Below are 19,773 nucleotides of genomic sequence, written 5' to 3'. Positions count from 1 at the left end.
GCGCGGGCGCACAGCTGGCAAATTGCGGGCGCGGCTCGCTCAGGCCAGCCGCGTACCGTTCGGCACCGGGCGTTCGACCGCGGTGAGCACCACACCCTCGTCGGTGGGAAAGCCGGTGAGCAGGAATTGCGAGCGGAACGGGCCGATCTGCTTTTCGGGGAAGTTGATCACGCCCACGACCTGTCGGCCGAGCAGGTCGTCGGCCTGGTACAACGCGGCGATCTGCGCGCTGGTCTTCTTCTCGCCGTAGGGGCCGAAATCCACCCACACTTTCCACGCCGGCTTGCGCGCTTCGGGAAACGGTTCGACCCGGATCACCGTGCCGGCGACGACCAGCACTTTCTCGAAATCGGCCCAGCTGATTTCGGGGCAATTCGCTGCACTCATCCTTCCAGCCTCGTCTTCAGACAATCGCGGCTCTGCTGCCACCAGTAGCTGGCCTGCGCCGCCAGATAACCGAACGGGCGGTGCGTGTTGCCCAGGCCGTAGTTGGCAAAACGTTTCCAGCCATCGTCGCCCTCGGCGATCGCCGCCGCCAGCAGTTCACCGGCCGCGCAGGTCGGGGCCAGGCCGTGGCCGCCGAACGCCTGCGCCCACCACAGGCCGTCGCCGCTGCCGCCGATCTGCGGCATCTGGTGCCGTGCGTAGCTCATCAGGCCCGACCAGGCGTGCTCGATCCGCACGCCGGCCAGTTGCGGGAACACCCGCAGCAGGTCCCGCGTCAGCAGGCGCTGCACGCCGCGCGGCGAGCGGTTGAGCACCGAGATGCGCCCACCCCACAGCAGTCGCGTATCCGGCAGCGCGCGGTAATAGTCGAACGCGAAGCGGCTGTCGTAGATCGCCGCGCGGGTGTGCAGGCACTCGTCCAGTCGATCGCCGAGCGGTTCGGTCACCATCACGTAGGTGGCGATCGGCAGGATCGCCCGGTCGATCGGCTTCTGCAGGCCGGCCAGGTAGCCGCCGCAGGCCAGCACGACCTCATCGGCCAGCAGCTCACCTTGCGCCGTGCGCAGGCGCCACTGCCGGCCTTCGCGCGCGAGGCGGCGCACGCCGCTGTGCTCGTGGATGCGCACACCCTGCCCGGCCGCCGCCGCGGCCAAGCCGATCGCGTAGTTGAGCGGGTGCAGGTGCAGCGCATCACGCTCGTACAGGCCGTCGTGATAACGCTCGCTGCGGATGCGTGCGCGCAACTCCGCTTCGGGCAACCACTGCCAGTTCACGTCGTAGTGTTCGGCCAGCAGTTGCTGGCGCCGGCGCAGCACCGCGGGGTCACGGAACCAGTTGGCCCAGATCACGCCTTCGTCGACCGCGTCGCAGGGGATGGCGTAGTCGGCGACACGTCGTCGGATGCGCCCGACCGCCGCGGTGGTCAGCTGGAACAGGGCCTGCGCACGCGCTTCGCCCAACTGGTCGAGCAGCGCCTGCTCGCCCAGCGAATAGCCGGCGAAGACGAAACCGCCATTGCGACCGGAGGCGCCGAACCCGACCTGCTCACGTTCCAGCAGGACCACGTCGCGCACGCCGCGCTCGGCCAGGCCCAGCGCGGTGTTCAAGCCGGCAAAGCCGCCGCCGATCACGGCAACACGTGCGTGCGTGCTGCCCTGAAGCGGCTCCCAGGCCGGGTACGGCGTGGCAGTGGCGCGGTAGTAGGACGTGGGCGAGGGGGATTTCATGCTGCAGCGACAGGCGGCACCAGTGTCCGTGACCGGGCAAGCATATCCTTCATGCCAGGACGTCGTGGCAGCCGTGGTTCAAAGCTGGCCGAGGAACTCTCGCACAGTGAGCGCGAGTTTCGGGTCCTGCATCGCCATGTGCATGGTGGCGCGCACCAGGCCGGCCTTGTTGCCGCAATCGAAACGGGTGCCTTCGAAGCGGTAGGCCAGCACCTTGCCCTGCTCTTTCAGCAGCGCGTCGATCGCGTCAGTAAGCTGGATCTCGCCGCCGGCACCGGGCGTGGTCTGTTCCAGCAGCTGGAAGATGCGGCCAGGCAACACGTAGCGGCCGACCACGGCCAGGTTCGACGGTGCGTTGGCCGGCTTGGGCTTCTCGACCATGTGGCGGATCAGGGCGCTGCGATCGTCGACCGGTGTGGCATCGACGATGCCGTACTTGTCAGTGTCGGTGTGCGGCACTTCCTCCACCGCGATCACGCCGGCCTGCTGCGCCTCGGCGAGCTCCGCCATCTGCCGCAGCGCGCCCTTGCCGGCGCCGTTCCAGATCAGGTCGTCAGGCAGGATCACGCCGAACGGCTCGTCGCCGACCACCGGCTTGGCGCACAGCACGGCATGGCCCAGGCCGAGCGCCTCGGGCTGGGTCACGAAGATCGCCCGCACGTGCCGCGGCAAGGTGCCTTGCACCAGCGCCAGCAGCTCGGCCTTGCCCTTCTCGTGCAGCTTCGATTCCAGCTCGTAGGCCTTGTCGAAGTAGTCGGCGATCGCGTGCTTGTAGCGGTTGGTGACGAACACCAGGGTGTCGGCACCTGCATCCACCGCTTCGTCGACGGCGTACTGGATCAGCGGCTTGTCGAGCACCGGCAGCATTTCCTTGGCGACCACCTTGGTCGCCGGCAGGAAGCGCGTGCCGAGTCCGGCTACGGGAAACACCACTTTGCGCAGGGGCTTGCTCACTCATTGATCTCCGGGTTGGCACGGCGGATCGACACCACGTTGTCAGGCTGCGCCGCTTCGCTCCAGCGGAACGAGGGCAACAGGCTGGACACGCAGCGGCGAAGTTCTTCCTCATTGAAAATGTCGGCCGCCTCGGCGGCCTTGTGCAGCAGGGCCTGCAGCAACTCCCACGACACCTCGCGATGCTGCGCCAGGAAAATCTTGGCATGCGTGGTGGCGCTGTAGTTCTCCAGCGGATGGAACAGCTCCTCGAACAGTTTCTCGCCCGCGCGCAGGCCGGTGTAGACGATCGGGATCTCGCTGCCCGGCTTCTTGCCGGCGAGGCGGATCATCTGCTCGGCCAGGTCGCGGATCTTCACCGGCTCGCCCATGTCGAGCGCGAAGATCTCGCCGCCCTTGCCAATGCTGGCGGTCTGCAGGATCAGCTGGCAGGCCTCGGGAATGGTCATGAAGTAGCGCGAGATTTCCGGGTGCGTCACGGTGACCGGGCCGCCGTCGCGGATCTGCCGGCGGAACAGCGGCACCACCGAGCCGGCCGAATCCAGCACGTTGCCGAAACGCACGGTCATGAAGCGGGTATCGGTCTGCGCGTCGAGGTTCTGGCAGTAGATTTCCGCCACGCGCTTGCAGGCACCCATCACGCTGGTGGGGTTGACCGCCTTGTCGGTGGAGATCAGCACGAAACACGCCACCCCGACCGAACAGGCCGCGTCGGCCACCGTGCGGGTACCCAGCGCGTTGTTGCAGAACGCGGCGCGCAGCTGGCCTTGCAGCATCGGCACGTGCTTGTACGCCGCGGCGTGGAATACCACCTGCGGCTGCGCCTCCGCAAACACCTTGCGCATCGCCACCTGGTCGCAGCAATTGGCCAGGATGCCGTCGAGGATCAGCTCCGGGAAATGGTTGCGCAGCTCCTGGGTGATCCGGTAGAGGTTGTACTCGCTCACCTCCACCACGGTCAGCGCCTGTGCACCGAGCCGCGCCACCTGCCGGCACAGTTCCGAGCCGATCGAACCACCACCACCGGTGATCAGCACGCGCCGCCCGCTCAGGGTCTCGCGGATCGCGGTCCAGTCCAGTTCCACCGTGTCGCGGCCGAGCAAATCCTCGATCGCCACCTCCTTGATCTGGTTCAGCTGGGCACGGCCCGCCACGATGTCCTCGATGCGCGGCACCGTGCGGTAGGGCAGATCGGTGCTGTCGCACAGGGCCACCACGCGCCGCATCTCGGCCGTCGTGGCCCCGGGCATGGCGATCAGCAGCATGTCGGCGGCCGCGCTGCGCACCAGCTCGGGCAGCTCGTCGAGCCGGCCCAGCACCGGGCGACCGTTGATGCTGGCGCCACGCAGGCTGGGCGTGTCGTCGACAAAGCCGACCACCGCATAGCGGTTGTCGCGGCGAAGATCGCGCGACAGCACTTCGCCGGCGCGGTCGGCGCCCACGATCAGCACCCGTTTGGCGTCGCTCCCCTTGAACAGATCGGCGCGGCTGTCCTTCCAGTAGCGATAGGCCAGCCGGGGACCGCCCAGCAACACGGCGAGCAGTCCCGGATACAACACGAACACCGAGCGCGGTACGCCCAGCAGGCGGTCATACAGAAACAGGCACAGTCCGATCGCCAGCGTGCCGATGACCGCGGCACGCACGATGTTCACCAGATCCGGCAGGCTGGCGAAGCGCCAGACGCTCTTGTACAGCCCGGTCCAGCGGAAGATCAGCCCCTGCACCAGCAGCACAATCGGGAACTCGAGCAGCTGGAAACCGAACACCTCGTCCGGGCGCAGCGTGTAGCGCAGCCACTTGGCGATCCACCAGGCCAGCGCCGCCATCAGCAGATCGTGGACGACGACCGCTACCCGCGGGTGAATGAAGCCGACAAGCTTACGCAGTGACATGGAGGCTCTTGCTCGTGTGGCGCCGCACCAGGCGACGTTTCAGATACAACCACATGATCGCTGCCCCTGCATAAACGACCATGGTAATCGCCAAGGCGGCGTGCAGATGACTCCAGGCCAACCAGGTCATCGGGGCCGCTACCAGCAGGTTCCAGCCAAGGTAGGCCGCATCCACCGATGCATGACTGCCGGCGCGGCGCGCCAGCCATTGATACAGGTGTTCACGGTGGGCGCTGTACCAGCGACGCCCACGCCACACCCGCGTCAACAGGGTCAGGCTGGCATCCACCACGAACGCCGACGACAGGATCAACGCCGGCCACAGCCACGCCGGATTCGCCCGCCACAGCATCGCACTGAATGCGAACACCAGCAGGCCCACGCTGCCGCTGCCCACGTCCCCCAGGAAGATCCGCGCCGGCGGCCAGTTGAACCACCCGAACGCCAGCGCCGACGCCGCCAGACAGGCCGCGGCCAGCGCCAGCGCAGGCAGGTTCGCTGCCCACGCCAGCACGGCCAGGCCGCCGCCCACGAAAGCCGCCTGCTGCGCCAGCAAACCGTCGATGCCATCCATGAAGTTGTGCAGGTTGATGCTCCACGCGCCGCCGACCAGCAACAACGGCAACCACCACCAGGCCGGCGACCAGGCCTGCAGCCCGACGCACAGCAAGGCGCAGGCAACCAATTGCACGGCCAGTCGCGGCCAGGCCGGAAGCGGATGATGGTCGTCCCACCAGCCCGCCAGCGCCACCAGCAGCAAGGCCACGCAGGACAACCCGAGCAGCCCGGGCGCGGGAACCGCCGCGTGCAGGCTCCAGGCGACGCCGGGCAGGCACACCAGCATGGCGACGACGATGCCGATGCCGCCGCCGCGCGGGGTCGGCACCTGATGCGAGCGGCGTTGTCCGGGCAGGTCGAGCATGCCGCGCCGATGCGCGTAACCGACCGCGGCGCGTACCAGCAGTGCGGTAACCAGGAAGGCTGCCAGCAACCATCCGATGGTCATCAGCATGGCCATGTCACTCGCCGGCCACCCCGTGGATCGGCCGGATCGTGCTCCAGCTCTTGCAACTGGGGCACTGCCAGTGGTGCGCCTTGGCCCCGAACCCGCAACGGTTGCAGCGGTACATCGCCTGCCCTTCGAGCAGCTTGCGGGTGAGATCGCGCAGGATCAGGAAATTCTCGCGCGCCTCGCCTTCGATCTTGTCCATCGTGGCGTCGAGCAGGGTCATCAGCCCGCGCACCGACGGCCGCTGGCGCAACTGCGCGGTGAGAAAGTCGACCGCCACGCGCTCGCCGTCGCGCTGGCGATACAGGTTGGTCAGCGCCAGGATCGGCGAAACGCCGTGATAGCGCGCCATCAGGGTGCGCAGGAAGGTCTCGGCGCGGTCCATCTGCCGCACGCGGGCATAGCTGTTGAGCAGCGGCGGCAGGATGTCGGGAGTGAAGGCGCTGTCGGCCCTGATCGCCGCCTCCAGCGCGTCGATGGCCTCGGCATGCTGCCCGTCCTCGGCATGCAGGCGTCCGGTGAGCATGAAGGCGCGCACGCAATCGGGCTGGCATTCGAACGCCTGGCGCAGGTATTCCCGCGCCTCGGCACGGGCGCCATGCTGACGCGCGCGCTCGGCGAGCTCACAGTAGAACTGGGCGATCATCGGCGCCTCGTCGTCGCCGGTCATCACCTCCAGCCGCCGCGCGTGCTCGATCGCCTTGTGCCAGTCGCGCTCGTGCTGGTAGATCGAGATCAGATGGCGCAGCGCCGAGGGCGCGTGCGAGTTCATCGCCACCAGGTCGGCGAACAAGGCCTCGGCACGATCGAGCAGGCCCGAACGCATGTAGTCCTCGCCGAGCTCCAGCAGGGCCACGGTCTTCATTGCGTCGGACAGACCCGGTCGCGAGACCAGGTGCTGGTGCAGCCGGATCGCCCGATCCACCTCGCCGCGACGCCGAAACAGGTTGCCCAGGGCGAGGTGCGTCTCCACCGTGTCGCGGTTGTATTCGGCGAGTTTCAGGAAGACTTCGATGGCCTTGTCCTGCTCCTCGTTGAGCAGGTAGTTCAGGCCGCGGAAATAATCCGACGACAAGGTGCTGACGTCGACGCCGGCCCGCCGCGCAACCACCAGGCGCGAAGCCCACCAACCCAGCACGAAGGCGACGGGGAGCAGTGCGGCCAGCACATACAGGGGATTCATGGCTTGGCCGGCGGCTTCCTGTCCGCGCCCGTAGTGCGTCGCGAACGCCGTGGCCGCACACCGAGCCACGCGGTCACCCCGCCCAGCAACCAGCCCACCACCAGGGCGCCCAGCAGCGCGGCTCCCTTGGGCAACTGCAGTTGGGCAAAGCCGAAGTCGTAGCCGACCATTTCCGCATTCAGCGCGCCCAGCACGATGCCGGCGGCGACGAAAATGGCCAGAATGATGAGGGCAAGCAATCGCATGCTCGAACTTTACCCGATTGGCGCAGTCGGGCACAGGCGCTGCCGCCGCCAGCCGTCCTGCAGGCAAAAAGAAGGCAGGACCGGCTCGCGCCGCCTGCCTCGCATTCTCCGGTCGATGGACTCAACCGGCACTGTTCTCCAGGTCAAGATTGACGCGCTCGCGCAATTCCTTGCCCGGCTTGAAATGGGGAACGTGCTTGCCTGGCAGGGCCACGGCTTCGCCGGTCTTGGGGTTGCGCCCCATCCGCGGCGGCCGGTAGTGCAACGCAAAGCTGCCGAAGCCGCGCACCTCGATGCGTTCGCCCTGGGCCAGCGCCAGGCTCATCTGTTCGATGACGCTCTTGACGGCCATCTCGACGTCGGCGAACGCGAGGTGGGTCTGGCGCCTGGCCAGCGCTTCGATCAATTCGGATTTGGTCATGGGCCCCAATGTCCGTGACGTGAAACAGCGGGGCGGCGACGTGCCGCCCCGCGTCGTGCCTGCAACGAGAGATCAGTCGGCCTTGTTGAACTGTTCCTTCAACAACGCGCCGAGCTTGGTCGTGCCACTGGCGGCCGAAGAGTAGTCGACCGCGGCTTCGGGGGCGTCTTCCTCGTCCTTGGCGCGAATCGAGAGCGCCAGCTGGCGACCCTTGCGATCCATGCCGGTGAACTTGGCCTCGACCTTGTCGCCCACCTTCAGGTGCTGGGTAGCGTCGTCGATGCGCTCCTTGGCGATGTCGTTGGCGCGCAGGTAACCCTCCACGCCCTCGCCCAGGTCGATCACGGCACCCTTGGCGTCGACTTCCTTGACCGTGCCGTTGACGATCGTGCCACGCGGGTTGGCCGCCATGAACTGGCCGAACGGATCCTGCTCCATCTGCTTGATCCCGAGGCTGATGCGCTCGCGCTCCGGGTCGACGGCCAGCACCACCGCCTCGATCTCCTCGCCCTTCTTGAAGTCGCGCACGAGGTCTTCGCCGGACACCTGCCAGGAGATGTCGGACAGATGCACCAGGCCGTCGATGCCGCCTTCCAGGCCGATGAACACGCCGAAATCGGTGATCGACTTGATCTGACCCGACACCTTGTCGCCCTTCTTGTGCATGGCGGCGAAGGCTTCCCACGGGTTCGAGCGGGTCTGCTTGATGCCCAGCGAAATGCGGCGACGCTCTTCATCCACGTCCAGCACGGTCACTTCGGTCTCGTCGCCGACCTGCACCACCTTGGCCGGGTTGACGTTCTTGTTGGTCCAGTCCATCTCGGACACGTGCACCAGGCCTTCCACGCCCGGCTCGATCTCGACGAAGCAGCCGTAATCGGTGACGTTGGAGACCTTGCCGAAGATGCGGCTGCCGACCGGATAGCGACGCGAGATGTTCACCCACGGGTCGTCGCCCAGCTGCTTCAGGCCCAGCGACACGCGGTTGCGCTCCTTGTCGTACTTCAGCACGCGCACGTCGAGCTCGTCGCCGACGTTGACCACCTCGGACGGATGGCGCACGCGCTTCCACGCCATGTCGGTGATGTGCAGCAGGCCATCGATGCCGCCCAGGTCCACGAACGCGCCGTAATCGGTGAGGTTCTTCACCACGCCCTTGACGACGGCACCCTCGACCAGACGTTCCAGCAGCTTCTCGCGCTCCTCGGAGAACTCGGTCTCGACGACGGCGCGGCGGCTGACCACCACGTTGTTGCGCTTGCGATCCAGCTTGATGATCTTGAACTCGAGTTCCTTGCCCTCGAGGTAGGTCGGCTCGCGCACCGGGCGCACGTCGACCAGCGAACCGGGCAGGAACGCGCGGACATCCTTGATGTCGACGGTGAAACCGCCCTTGACCTTGCCGGAAATCATGCCGACGATGGTCTCTTCCTTGTCGAACGCCTGCTCCAGGTCGTCCCACACCATCGAGCGCTTGGCCTTCTCGCGCGACAGCTTGGTCTCGCCGAAACCGTCTTCCAGGGCTTCGAGGGCTACCTTCACCTCGTCGCCAACCTGCACCTCCAGCACACCTTCCTCGTTCTTGAACTGCTCGATCGGGACGATGCCTTCGCTCTTCAGGCCTGCATTGATCACGACGACGTCGTTGCGGATTTCCACGACGATGCCGGTGACGATGGCGCCGGGCTTCAGCTTGGAGATGGCCTGCTGGCTCTGTTCAAACAGTTCGGCAAAACTTTCAGTCATGTTGATTCCATAGTGGGAAAAGACCTTGGGTCCGCTGCGCTGGGTTGGTTGTTGCGCACGAACTTCCCGGTCCACCGGTTGGGGGTGGCCGCGACGGCCCTGCGGGGCCGAACGTTGTCACCGTGGTTCAAAACCCCCTGCCGCGGCAGGGGCACAAAAGCCGCCGCGCAATCCGCTCAGGACTGCACGACGGCAAGTACTTTCGCCACGACCTCGTCGATGGCCATGCCGGTGGTGTCCACCAGCACCGCATCATCGGCGGGCTTGAGTGGCGCGACCGCACGCGATGCATCGCGGCTGTCACGCGCCTCAATTTCGCGCTGAAGGCCGGCAAGTGTAACGCTGAGCCCCTTTTCCTTCAACTGCTTATAGCGTCTTTTCGCCCGCTCGGCGGCGCTCGCGGTGAGGAAAACCTTGAACGCGGCATCCGGGAAGATCACCGTGCCCATGTCGCGCCCGTCCGCCACCAGCCCGGGCGCCTTGCGAAAGCCCAACTGCAGCGCCACCAGGGCCTCGCGCACGCTGGGCATGGAGGCGATCGCCGACGCCGCGGCACCGGCCGTTTCCGTGCGCAACTCGTCGGTGGCATCGTGCCCGTTGACGATCACCCGCGCCCCGCCTCCCGTCTCGGCGGCGCGAAACTGGATCTTCGTCGTCTGGGCGCAGCGGGCCATCGCATCGGCATCGGACAGGTCCAGCCCGGCCATGCCGGCGGCGTAGCCCACCGCGCGATACAACGCCCCGGAATCCAGCAGGCGCCAGCCCAGCCGCTCTGCCACCAGCGCACTGATCGTGCCCTTGCCCGACCCGGACGGCCCGTCGATGGCAAGCACGGGAACGGCGGCGGCATGGCTCATCGAAGCATCCTGGCGGCGTGGAGAGCGCGCAGTCTAACGCGTTGACCCACTTCCGAACGCGTGCTATCCATCCCGTTTCCCGCCCGCCGCAGGTCCATTGCCCCATGAACGATCTGCGTCGAGAGTTCGAGCAAGCTGCCGAAGATGTCAAAGGCCTGGCCAAACGGCCGGACAACGACACCCTGCTCAAGCTCTACGCCCTGTACAAGCAGGGCACCGAGGGCGACCTCAAGCGGACCCAGCCGGGCTTTTTCGATTTCGTGGGCACTGCCAAGCACGAAGCCTGGGCGCAGTTGAACGGCGTTCCTGTCGAGGAAGCCATGCGCCGCTACATCGCCCTGGTGCAGCAACTGCTGGCCTGACAGCTTCGTCTCCCGCCCCGCTTGCTTTTGCAGGCCCATTGCCGGCACATTCATACGATCGTTTGAAGCCGCGTGGATCGCATGAACTATCCCAAGCTGTTCGCCCCGCTGGATCTGGGCCACGTCACTTTGCCCAACCGCATCCTGATGGGTTCGATGCACACCGGGCTGGAAGATCGCGCCCGCGACTACGACAAACTGGCCGCCTATTTCGCCGAACGCGCCCGCGGCGGCGTGGGACTGATGGTCACCGGCGGCATCTCGCCCAGCATCGAGGGCTGGCTGAAGCCCTTCGGCGGTCGGCTCACGATGCCCTGGCACAAGCCGCGCCACCGCAAGCTCACCGCCGCCGTCCATGCCGAAGGCGGCCGCATCTGCATGCAGATCTTGCACGCCGGGCGCTACGGCTATCACCCGCTGTCCGTGGCGCCGTCGCGGATCAAGTCGCCGATCACGCCCTCCACGCCGCGCGCGCTGTCGCCACGCGGCGTCGAGCGCACCATCGGCGACTTCGTCCGCTGCGCGCAACTGGCCCGGGAAGCGGGCTACGACGGCGTCGAGGTGATGGGGTCGGAGGGTTACCTGATCAACGAATTCATCGCCGCGCGCACCAACCGGCGCGACGATGCATGGGGCGGCGATGCGCAGCGACGCATGCGCTTTCCGGTGGAGGTCGTGCGGCGCACACGCGAGGCCGTCGGCCGCGACTTCATCATCATCTATCGCCTGTCGATGCTGGACCTGGTCGACGACGGCCAGAACTGGGACGAGATCGCGGCCCTGGCCAAGGCCGTCGAGACCGCCGGCGCCAGCATCATCAACACCGGCATCGGCTGGCATGAGGCGCGCGTGCCGACCATCGTCACCAGCGTGCCCCGCGCCGGTTTCGCCTGGGTCACGCGCCGTCTGATGGGCGAGGTCTCGATCCCGCTGGTGGCCACCAATCGCATCAACATGCCGGAGGTGGCCGAACGCATCCTTGCCGATGGCGACGCCGACATGGTCTCGATGGCGCGCCCGCTGCTGGCCGACCCGGCGTGGGTGAACAAGGCCAGGGTCGGCCGCAGCGAGCGCATCAACACCTGCATCGCGTGCAACCAGGCCTGCCTGGACCACGTGTTCCAGAACAAGCGCGCCAGCTGTCTGGTCAACCCGCGCGCCTGCCACGAAACAGAGTTGAAGATCGAGCCGACCCGTGTGCCCAGGCGCATCGCGGTGATCGGCGCCGGCCCCGCCGGCATGGCTTGCGCCAGCACGCTGGGCGAGCGCGGCCACCAGGTGACCCTGATCGACCGCGCCGACGAGATCGGCGGGCAGTTCAACGTCGCCAAGCGGATCCCGGGCAAGGAAGAGTTCCACGAAACCCTGCGCTACTTCGTCCACCAGCTGCGCGATACCGGCGTCGAGCTGCGTCTGGGCGAGAACGCCGACGTTGCCATGCTGCGCGATGGCGGCTACGACGAGGTGGTCGTTGCCACCGGCGTCACCCCGCGCCAGGTCGATTTCCCCGGCAGCGACGACCCGCGCGTGCTGGGCTATCTCGACGTGCTGGCGCGGGACCGACCCGTGGGCGCAAGAGTGGCCATCATCGGCGCTGGCGGGATCGGGTTCGACGTGGCCGAGTTTCTCGTCGAACGCGCGCCCTCGCCCACCACCGACGTCGCCCGCTGGACGCGCGAATGGGGCGTGGACATGGCGCTGCACGCTCGCAGCGGCCTGCTGGACGCGCGACCGGAGGCGCCAGCGCGACAGGTCTGGCTGCTGCAGCGCAGCGAAGGACGCCCCGGCGCCCGACTCAACAAGACCACCGGCTGGGTGCATCGCGCCACCTTGAAGGCCAAGCAGGTGACCATGCTGGGCAAGGTCGGCTACGAGCGCTTCGACGACCGCGGATTGCACATCACGCTCGACGGCAAGCCGCAGATCCTGCCGGTCGACAACGTGGTCGTCTGCGCCGGCCAGGAGCCAGATCGTCGACTGGCCGATGCCCTCATCGCCGCGGGCATGAGCGTGCACGTGATCGGCGGGGCCGACGTGGCCGCGGAGCTCGATGCCAAACGCGCCATCGCGCAGGGCACGGCGCTGGCGGCGCGACTCTGAACGGGTCGCGACGACGCCAGCGCGGCACCGCAAAAGAAAGCGCCCCGCATGGTGCGACGCATCGACATGGGTTCAGGGGGGGAGTTGAACCAGATGTCGTATTCAGCGTCGCTGCGGGGCGAGGGCCACCGCCACTGGGGGAGGGGATAGTGGGGCGACGCGGTGATTTTATGATCGACCGAATAAAGTATCCAATATATATTTACGCTCGTTTTTATTCGACTTTGCTATATGTTTGATTTCCGCCAGTTGCGCTACTTCGTGGCCGTCGCCGAGGAGCTGAGCTTCACGCGGGCCGCCTTGCGCCTGCATCTTTCGCAGCCGCCCCTGTCGCAGCAGATCAAGTCACTGGAGCAGGATCTGGGCGTGCGCCTGCTGGAGCGGAGCAAACGCCACGTCTCGCTGACGGAACCGGGCCGGGTATTTCTCGAACAGGCCAGGCACCTCCTTGCCAAGGCAGACGAGGCGCGCAGCCAGGTCGTCGCCGCTGCCGCCGGCCACAGCGGCCACCTGCGCCTGGCCTACACCGTGTCGGCATCGTTCCACCCGGCACTGCCGCGAATCCTGCTCCGTTACGGACAAGTGGCGCCCAAGGTGGGACTGAAACTCGACGAGATGTACACCGAGCCGCAATTCGCCGCGCTGCTGGGCGGCGAGATCGACGCCGGCTTCGTCCGTGGCGAGCCGGCGCACCTGCAGGACGCGCGCAACCTGAGACTCAGCGTGATCGACCGCGAGCCGCTGTTGCTTGCCATGCCGGCGGGGCACCGGCTGGCCGGACGCAGCAGCGTCGACCTTGCCGAGGTTGCCAGTGATGCCTTCGTGTCGCAGCCACGTGCGCTCGCCGCGACGCTGTATGACCGCCTGGTGACGCTGGCGCAACACGCCGGGTTCCAGCCCGCCATCGTCCAGCACGCCCAGCAGATCAACGGCTTGCTGGCGCTGGTCGCCGCCGGATTGGGACTGGCGCTGGTGCCGTCCAGCCTGCGGACGGTGCGGCTGCCCGGTGTTGCCTATGTGCCGCTGGAGGACCCGAACGCCTTTCTGCTGCTGGCCGTGGCCTGCCGGACCAACGACCCCTCACCGGCGCTGCAACAGTTCCTGGCCACCGTCACGGAAGTGGCTGTCGCGCCAGGCTTGTGAGCTGCCGCGAGCCTCGTTATACTTGCGAGCTTGAGTTTTTCATTTGGTGTCAGGAGCCTGCCGTGAAGGTGCTTAATTCTCTGAAGTCCGCCAAGGCGCGGCACCGCGATTGCAAGATCGTGCGTCGTCGCGGCAAGGTGTTCGTGATCTGCAAGAGCAACCCCCGTTTCAAGGCTCGCCAGCGCTGAGTCATCGCGCACGTGCCGGCAAAAAAGCCGCTCATGCGGCTTTTTTTGTGCGCGTGTGGAATCGGGCCCTCGAGGTGCTTCACGACGGCCGAAGGGGCGCTCATGCGAAAGCTGTCCTGATCCCGGGCGGACCGCAAGATGGATTCCGTGTTCGCGCGAATGACGAAAGCAGGCCGGCACGCGACCATCCCCGCCCTTGGCGTCGAGGCTGAGTCTTTCCAACCCCTCAGTCGTAGTGGACGTCGATGATTTCGTAGTGTTTGACGCCGTTGGGCGCGGTGAACTCGAAGCTGTCGCCGGCGCTCTTGCCGATCAGGGCGCGGGCGATCGGCGAGGAGACGGCAATCAGGTTCTGCTTGATGTCCGCCTCCAGGTCGCCGACGATCTGGTAGGTCACCGGGGTGCCGCTGTCCTCATCCTCCAGGTCGACGGTCGCGCCGAAGACCACCCGCTTGCCCGCATTGAGCCGCGACACGTCGATGACTTCGGCGGTCGACAGCAACCCTTCGAGCTGGGCGATGCGCCCCTCGGTGAAGCTCTGCAGTTCGCGCGCGGCGTGGTACTCGGCGTTCTCCTTGAGATCGCCGTGCGCCCTAGCCTCCGCGATGGCCGCGATGATGCGCGGGCGCTCGATGGATTTCAGCCGTTCCAGTTCCGCGCGCAGGCGTTCGGAACCGGTTTTGGTGATCGGGGCACGACTCATGCGCTCAGCTCCTGATGCAGTTCCTGCAGGCTGTGGACCTCACCACCGCCACGGAAATCCAGCGAGTGCACCAGCGCGCGGGCACCAGCCACCGTGGTCGAGTAGGTGACGCGGTGCTGCAGCGCCTCGCGGCGGATCGAGAAGGAATCGGCGATCGCCTGTTTCCCCTCGGTGGTGTTGACGATGTAGACGATTTCGCCGTTCTTGATCGCGTCGACGATGTGCGGCCGGCCTTCCATCACCTTGTTGATGCGCTCGCACTTTACGCCATGCGCGGTCAGGTAGCTGGCGGTGCCGGCGGTCGCCACCAGGCTGAACCCGCGCGCGATGACTTCGGCGGCCACCGGCAACAGCAGCTCCTTGTCGCCGTCACGCACCGACAGGAACACCTTGCCCAACGACGGCGGCCGGATGCCCGCGGCCTCGTGGCCACGCGCGAACGCCGCGCCGAAGCTGCGCCCGACGCCCATGACCTCGCCGGTGGAGCGCATCTCCGGTCCCAGGATGGGATCGACGTTCTGGAACTTCAGGAACGGGAAGATCGCCTCCTTCACCGAGAAGTACGACGGGATCACTTCGCGTGTCGCGTTCATGCTCTCCAGCGAACGCCCGGCCATCACGCGCGCGGCAATCTTGGCCAGCGGCACGCCGGTGGCCTTGGACACGAACGGCACCGTGCGCGAGGCGCGCGGGTTCACTTCCAGGATGTAGACCGTCTCGCCCTGGATCGCGAACTGGGTGTTCATCAGGCCGACGACCTTCAGCTCCTTCGCCATCGCGCTGACCTGGCGGCGCAGCTCGTCCTGGATATCGGCGCTCAGCGAATACGGCGGCAGCGAGCAGGACGAATCGCCCGAATGCACGCCCGCCTCCTCGATGTGCTCCATGATGCCGCCGATCAGCACGGTGCCAGCGGCATCGGCGATCACGTCCACGTCGACTTCGACCGCGTGGTCGAGGAAGCGGTCCAGCAACACCGGCGAATCGTTCGACACTTTCACCGCGTCGCGGATGTAGCGCGACAGGTCGGCGTCGTCGTGCACGACTTCCATCGCGCGGCCACCAAGCACGTAGCTCGGGCGCACCACCAGCGGGTAGCCGATCTCGCGGGCCAGCGCCAGCGCCTCGTCGGCGTTGCGCGCGGTGCGGTTCGGCGGCTGCTTCAGCCCGATCTTCTCGATCATCTGCTGGAAGCGCTCGCGATCCTCGGCCAGGTCGATCGAGTCGGGGCTGGTGCCGATGATCGGCACGCCGGCCGCTTCCAGCGCACGCGCCAGCTTCAGCGGGGTCTGCCCGCCGTACTGCACGATCACGCCCTTGGGCTTTTCGAGGTGGACGATTTCCAGCACGTCTTCCAGGGTCACCGGCTCGAAATACAGCCGGTCGGAAGTGTCGTAGTCGGTCGACACGGTTTCCGGATTGCAGTTGACCATGATGGTTTCATAGCCGTCCTCGCGCAGCGCGAGCGACGCATGCACGCAGCAATAGTCGAACTCGATGCCCTGCCCGATGCGGTTCGGGCCGCCGCCGAGGACGATGATCTTGTCGCGATCGGTGGGCAGCGCCTCGCACTCTTCCTCGTAGGTCGAGTACATGTAGGCGGTGCCGGTGACAAACTCGGCGGCACAGGAATCCACCCGCTTGTACACCGGACGCACGCCCAGAGTGTGGCGCAGGTGGCGCACCGAGGCCTCGTCGGTACCGAGCAGCTCGGCGATGCGTGCGTCGGCGAAGCCGAGTCGCTTGAGTTCACGCAGACGCGGGGCGTCGAGCGCGGTAATGCCTTGCCGGGTGATCTCCGTCTCGGCCAGCACGATGTCCTCGAACGCGGCGAGGAACCAGGGATCGACCCGGCTTAGCTCGAACACCTCCTCCAGCGACAGGCCGGCGCGGAACGCATCGGCCAGGTGGAACACGCGATCGGGACGCGGCTCGCGCAGCTCCCGCTTGAGCACCGCCAGACCGTCGTCGGTGCCGATGTCCAGGCCGGTGGGATTGAGGCCGGTCTTGCCGATTTCCAGCCCGCGCAAGGCTTTCTGCAGCGACTCCTGGAAGGTACGGCCGATCGCCATCACCTCGCCGACGGATTTCATCTGCGTGGTCAGGCGCGCATCGGCCGCGGGAAACTTCTCGAAGGCGAAACGCGGGATCTTGGTAACCACGTAGTCGATCGACGGCTCGAACGAGGCCGGGGTCCGACCGCCGGTGATGTCGTTCTTCAATTCGTCCAGCGTGTAGCCCACCGCCAGCTTGGCGGCGACCTTGGCGATCGGGAAGCCGGTGGCCTTCGACGCCAGCGCCGAGGAGCGCGACACGCGCGGATTCATCTCGATCACCACCACGCGACCGTCGTCGGGGTTGATGCCGAACTGCACGTTGGAGCCGCCGGTATCCACGCCGATCTTGCGCAGCACCGCGATGGAGGCATCGCGCAGGCGCTGGTATTCCTTGTCGGTGAGCGTCTGCGCCGGTGCCACGGTGATCGAGTCGCCGGTGTGCACGCCCATCGGATCGAGGTTCTCGATGGCGCAGATGATGATGCAGTTGTCCGCGGTGTCGCGGACCACTTCCATCTCGAACTCCTTCCATCCCAGCACGGATTCGTCGATCAGCACCTCGTGGGTGGGCGACATGTCGAGGCCACGCTTGACGATGGTCTCGAACTCTTCCTTGTTGTAGGCGATGCCGCCGCCGGTGCCGCCCAGCGTGAAGCTGGGCCGGATGATCACCGGGAAACCGAGTCGGGCCTGGATCTCCACTGCATGCTCGAAGTTCTTGGCCACGTCCGACTTGGGGCTGTCCAGCCCGATCTCGGTCATCGCCCGCTTGAACAGCTCGCGGTCCTCGGCCATGCGGATCGCTTCGCGCCGGGCGCCGATCAGCTCGACGTCGTACTTCTCCAGCACGCCGTGGTCGGCAAGGTCCAGCGCGCAATTGAGCGCGGTCTGCCCACCCATCGTCGGCAGCACCGCATCCGGGCGCTCCTTGGCGATGATGCGTTCCACCGTCTGCCAGTTGATCGGCTCGATGTACACCGCGTCGGCGGTGTCCGGATCGGTCATGATCGTGGCGGGATTGGAGTTGACCAGGATGACGCGGAAGCCTTCTTCCTTCAGCGCCTTGCAGGCCTGCGCGCCGGAGTAGTCGAACTCGCAGGCCTGGCCGATCACGATCGGGCCGGCGCCGATGATAAGCACGCTCTTGATGTCATTGCGCTTGGGCATCTCAGCGAGCCTCCTGCATCAGCTTGGCGAAACGTTGGAACAGATAGCCCATGTCATGCGGTCCCGGGCTGGCCTCGGGATGGCCCTGGAAACAGAAGGCCGGGCGATCTGTCAGCGCGAAACCCTGCAGCGAACCGTCGAACAGCGAGCGGTGGGTCAGCCGCACATGGGCCGGCAGACTGGCCGGATCGACCGCGAAACCGTGGTTCTGCGAGGTGATCAGCACGCGGCCGTCGTCCAGATCCTTCACCGGATGGTTGGCGCCGTGGTGGCCGTATTTCATCTTCAGCGTGCGTCCGCCCAACGCCAGCCCCATCAGTTGATGGCCCAGGCAGATGCCGAACAGCGGAATCTTCGCGTCGAGGAAGACGCGCGTCGCCTCGATCGCGTAATCGCACGCAGCGGGATCGCCCGGGCCGTTGGAAAGGAACACGCCATGGGGCTGCATCGCCAGCACCTCCGCGGCGGGAGTCTGCGGCGGCACCACGGTAATGTCGCAACCCTGCTCGGCCAGCAGGCGCAGGATGTTGAGCTTGGTGCCGAAGTCGTAGGCCACCACCTTGAACTGCATGGCCGGCTGGTTGAACGCCGTGCGATCGAGGTCATAGCAGCCCTGATTCCATCTGTAGGGCTTGCCGGTGCCCACGACCTTGGCCAAGTCCATTCCGGCGAGGCCGGAGAAGCCGCGCGCCTTGGCCAGGGCATCTTCCGCGTCGACCTGCGCGCCCGCCACGATGCAACCGGCCAGCGCGCCCTTCTCGCGCAGTATGCGGGTCAGCCGGCGCGTGTCGATCCCGGCGATGGCCACCGTGCCGTGGTCGGCGAGGTAGTCGGGCAAGCTGCGAGTGGAGCGCCAGTTGCTGGCACGCCGCGGCACGTCGCGCACGATCAGGCCGGCGGCATGCACGAGATTCGACTCCACATCCACCTCGTTGACACCAGTGTTGCCGACGTGCGGGTAGGTCAGCGTGACGATCTGGCGCGCGTAGGAGGGATCGGTGAGGATCTCCTGATAACCGGTCATGGCGGTATTGAAGACCACTTCGCCGACCGTTTCGCCAACGGCGCCGATGGCGTGGCCATGAAAAATGCTGCCGTCTTCGAGGGCCAGCAGGGCAGGATGCGACATAACAAGGACCGCCTTTTTGATGCAGCAAAGTCCGCAAGCCGCAGTATTGCTGGCTTGTGGAGTTTGGAGGGGAAGCTTTCCGGGCGGGTCGCAATGATAGGCTGCAGGCACGTTCCTGTCCACCTTGCGGCAGCATGAATCGGCCGATGCCCGGTGCGTCGCGTATGGAGCGCGAACGGTACACTAGGCCTCATTTCAATGGAGCTGGACGTCCCATGGGTGCCGTCGTACTGCTGGACCCCGCGCGTCTCGATCGCCCGGATACCACGATCCGGCACCAGCCTTTCCCGTTCATGGTCGCCCACGGACAACTGCCCGACGAGATGCGTGCGGATCTCGATCGCGATTTCCCGCGCTATGCCAGCGCCGGATTCTTCCCCTACGAACCGGCCGATTGCGGCGCCAGCGTCAATGCGCTGATCGAGGGCCTGACCTCCCCGGAGTTCGCCCGCGCCATCGGCAAGCGCCTGGGCATCGAGGAGCTGGATCGCTATCCCACCCTGGTTACCCTGTGCCGCATGCTCAACAAGCGCCATGGCACGATCCACACCGACAGCCGGTCGAAGATCGCCACCGCCCTGCTCTACCTCAACGGCCAATGGCCTGACACCAGCGCCGGCTGCCTGCGATTCCTGCACAGCATGGACGACATCGACGCGATGGTGATGCCCGAGCTGATTCCACTGTACGGCGAGTTTGCGGTGTTCAAGCGCTGCGACAACTCCTTCCACGGCCATTTGCCGTACGAGGGCGAACGCCGCGTCATCCAGGTCGCCTGGCTCACCAGCGAGGAAGAGAAGCTGCGCAAGACCCGTCGCGGCAAGTTCTCGCGGGCGTTCAAGAAGGTTTTCGGCGGCCTCGACCGGAAGTTCGGCGCCAGCCGGGGCCGCAACGCCGCGCACCGCGATTGAGCCGGGAGCAGGCTCCGGCAGCGCCGGAGG

18 protein-coding genes are annotated in these 19,773 nt (G+C 66.5%); 5 read left to right on the top strand and 13 right to left on the bottom strand.

What is annotated here, in order from left to right; translation table 11 throughout:
- Positions 1-39: 39 nt before the first annotated feature.
- The 10 genes from ACFCQI_RS15490 to cmk all read right to left on the bottom strand — a co-directional run bounded on the left by ACFCQI_RS15490 (position 40) and on the right by cmk (position 9,983).
- Complete coding sequence (locus ACFCQI_RS15490) at positions 40-387, bottom strand: tRNA-binding protein (RefSeq protein ID WP_395118170.1); 348 nt, start codon at positions 385-387, stop codon at positions 40-42.
- Positions 384-1,673, bottom strand: a complete 1,290-nt coding sequence (locus tag ACFCQI_RS15485) for an NAD(P)/FAD-dependent oxidoreductase (RefSeq protein WP_395118168.1) — start codon at positions 1,671-1,673, stop codon at positions 384-386. Before ACFCQI_RS15485 ends, ACFCQI_RS15490 begins: the two co-directional genes overlap by 4 nt.
- A gap of 78 nt (positions 1,674-1,751) precedes the next feature.
- Positions 1,752-2,627: a UTP--glucose-1-phosphate uridylyltransferase GalU gene (galU, locus tag ACFCQI_RS15480; protein WP_395118166.1), complete on the bottom strand. Its 876-nt coding sequence runs from the start codon at positions 2,625-2,627 to the stop codon at positions 1,752-1,754.
- Entirely contained in the window at positions 2,624-4,522 is a 1,899-nt protein-coding gene (locus ACFCQI_RS15475; protein WP_395118164.1) for a polysaccharide biosynthesis protein, read from the bottom strand. The genes galU and ACFCQI_RS15475 overlap by 4 nt, the downstream gene beginning before the upstream one ends.
- Complete coding sequence (locus ACFCQI_RS15470; protein ID WP_395121379.1) at positions 4,509-5,534, bottom strand: glycosyltransferase family 4 protein; 1,026 nt, start codon at positions 5,532-5,534, stop codon at positions 4,509-4,511. Before ACFCQI_RS15470 ends, ACFCQI_RS15475 begins: the two co-directional genes overlap by 14 nt.
- Positions 5,535-5,541: 7 nt before the next feature.
- Positions 5,542-6,714: a lipopolysaccharide assembly protein LapB gene (gene lapB / locus ACFCQI_RS15465; RefSeq protein ID WP_395118162.1), complete on the bottom strand. Its 1,173-nt coding sequence runs from the start codon at positions 6,712-6,714 to the stop codon at positions 5,542-5,544.
- Complete coding sequence (locus ACFCQI_RS15460; protein ID WP_395118160.1) at positions 6,711-6,959, bottom strand: DUF1049 domain-containing protein; 249 nt, start codon at positions 6,957-6,959, stop codon at positions 6,711-6,713. Before ACFCQI_RS15460 ends, lapB begins: the two co-directional genes overlap by 4 nt.
- Before the next feature lie 121 nt (positions 6,960-7,080).
- Positions 7,081-7,380 (bottom strand): integration host factor subunit beta, encoded by a 300-nt coding sequence (locus ACFCQI_RS15455; protein ID WP_395118158.1) that lies wholly within the window; start codon positions 7,378-7,380, stop codon positions 7,081-7,083.
- Between the two features lie 72 nt (positions 7,381-7,452).
- Positions 7,453-9,126: a 30S ribosomal protein S1 gene (rpsA, locus tag ACFCQI_RS15450; protein WP_395118156.1), complete on the bottom strand. Its 1,674-nt coding sequence runs from the start codon at positions 9,124-9,126 to the stop codon at positions 7,453-7,455.
- A 176-nt stretch (positions 9,127-9,302) separates the two neighbouring features.
- On the bottom strand, positions 9,303-9,983 hold the full coding sequence (gene cmk, locus ACFCQI_RS15445; RefSeq protein ID WP_395118154.1) for a (d)CMP kinase: 681 nt from the start codon (positions 9,981-9,983) through the stop codon (positions 9,303-9,305).
- Positions 9,984-10,087: 104 nt separating this feature from the next.
- Here cmk and ACFCQI_RS15440 point away from each other — a divergent pair, with 104 nt between their 5' ends.
- From ACFCQI_RS15440 to ykgO, 4 genes are all read left to right on the top strand, one after another.
- On the top strand, positions 10,088-10,345 hold the full coding sequence (locus tag ACFCQI_RS15440; RefSeq protein ID WP_395118152.1) for an acyl-CoA-binding protein: 258 nt from the start codon (positions 10,088-10,090) through the stop codon (positions 10,343-10,345).
- Positions 10,346-10,426: 81 nt separating this feature from the next.
- A complete protein-coding gene (locus ACFCQI_RS15435) occupies positions 10,427-12,445 on the top strand; it encodes an FAD-dependent oxidoreductase (RefSeq protein ID WP_395118150.1) in 2,019 nt (672 codons plus the stop codon).
- 231 nt (positions 12,446-12,676) lie between these two features.
- Positions 12,677-13,588 (top strand): LysR substrate-binding domain-containing protein, encoded by a 912-nt coding sequence (locus ACFCQI_RS15430; protein ID WP_395118148.1) that lies wholly within the window; start codon positions 12,677-12,679, stop codon positions 13,586-13,588.
- A 62-nt stretch (positions 13,589-13,650) separates the two neighbouring features.
- The gene (gene ykgO, locus ACFCQI_RS15425) at positions 13,651-13,776 is read left to right on the top strand and encodes a type B 50S ribosomal protein L36 (RefSeq protein WP_007080705.1); all 126 of its coding nucleotides are present in this window, start codon (positions 13,651-13,653) and stop codon (positions 13,774-13,776) included.
- A 226-nt stretch (positions 13,777-14,002) separates the two neighbouring features.
- Here ykgO and greA read toward each other — a convergent pair whose 3' ends face one another.
- From greA to carA, 3 genes are read right to left on the bottom strand one after another with little or no spacing between them, the layout of a single operon-like run.
- Positions 14,003-14,479: a transcription elongation factor GreA gene (greA, locus tag ACFCQI_RS15420; protein ID WP_395118146.1), complete on the bottom strand. Its 477-nt coding sequence runs from the start codon at positions 14,477-14,479 to the stop codon at positions 14,003-14,005.
- A complete protein-coding gene (gene carB, locus ACFCQI_RS15415; protein WP_395118144.1) occupies positions 14,476-17,703 on the bottom strand; it encodes a carbamoyl-phosphate synthase large subunit in 3,228 nt (1,075 codons plus the stop codon). Before carB ends, greA begins: the two co-directional genes overlap by 4 nt.
- A 1-nt stretch (position 17,704) precedes the next feature.
- Positions 17,705-18,832, bottom strand: a complete 1,128-nt coding sequence (gene carA / locus ACFCQI_RS15410) for a glutamine-hydrolyzing carbamoyl-phosphate synthase small subunit (RefSeq protein WP_395118141.1) — start codon at positions 18,830-18,832, stop codon at positions 17,705-17,707.
- Positions 18,833-19,047: 215 nt separating this feature from the next.
- Here carA and ACFCQI_RS15405 point away from each other — a divergent pair, with 215 nt between their 5' ends.
- Positions 19,048-19,743, top strand: coding sequence for a 2OG-Fe(II) oxygenase (locus tag ACFCQI_RS15405; RefSeq protein WP_395118139.1), 696 nt, complete (start codon positions 19,048-19,050; stop codon positions 19,741-19,743).
- Positions 19,744-19,773 lie beyond the last annotated feature (30 nt).

Source organism: Rhodanobacter sp. FW102-FHT14D06 (assembly GCF_043950705.1).
GTDB lineage: Bacteria > Pseudomonadota > Gammaproteobacteria > Xanthomonadales > Rhodanobacteraceae > Rhodanobacter.
This window is presented reverse-complemented; position numbering and strand designations above follow the sequence as displayed.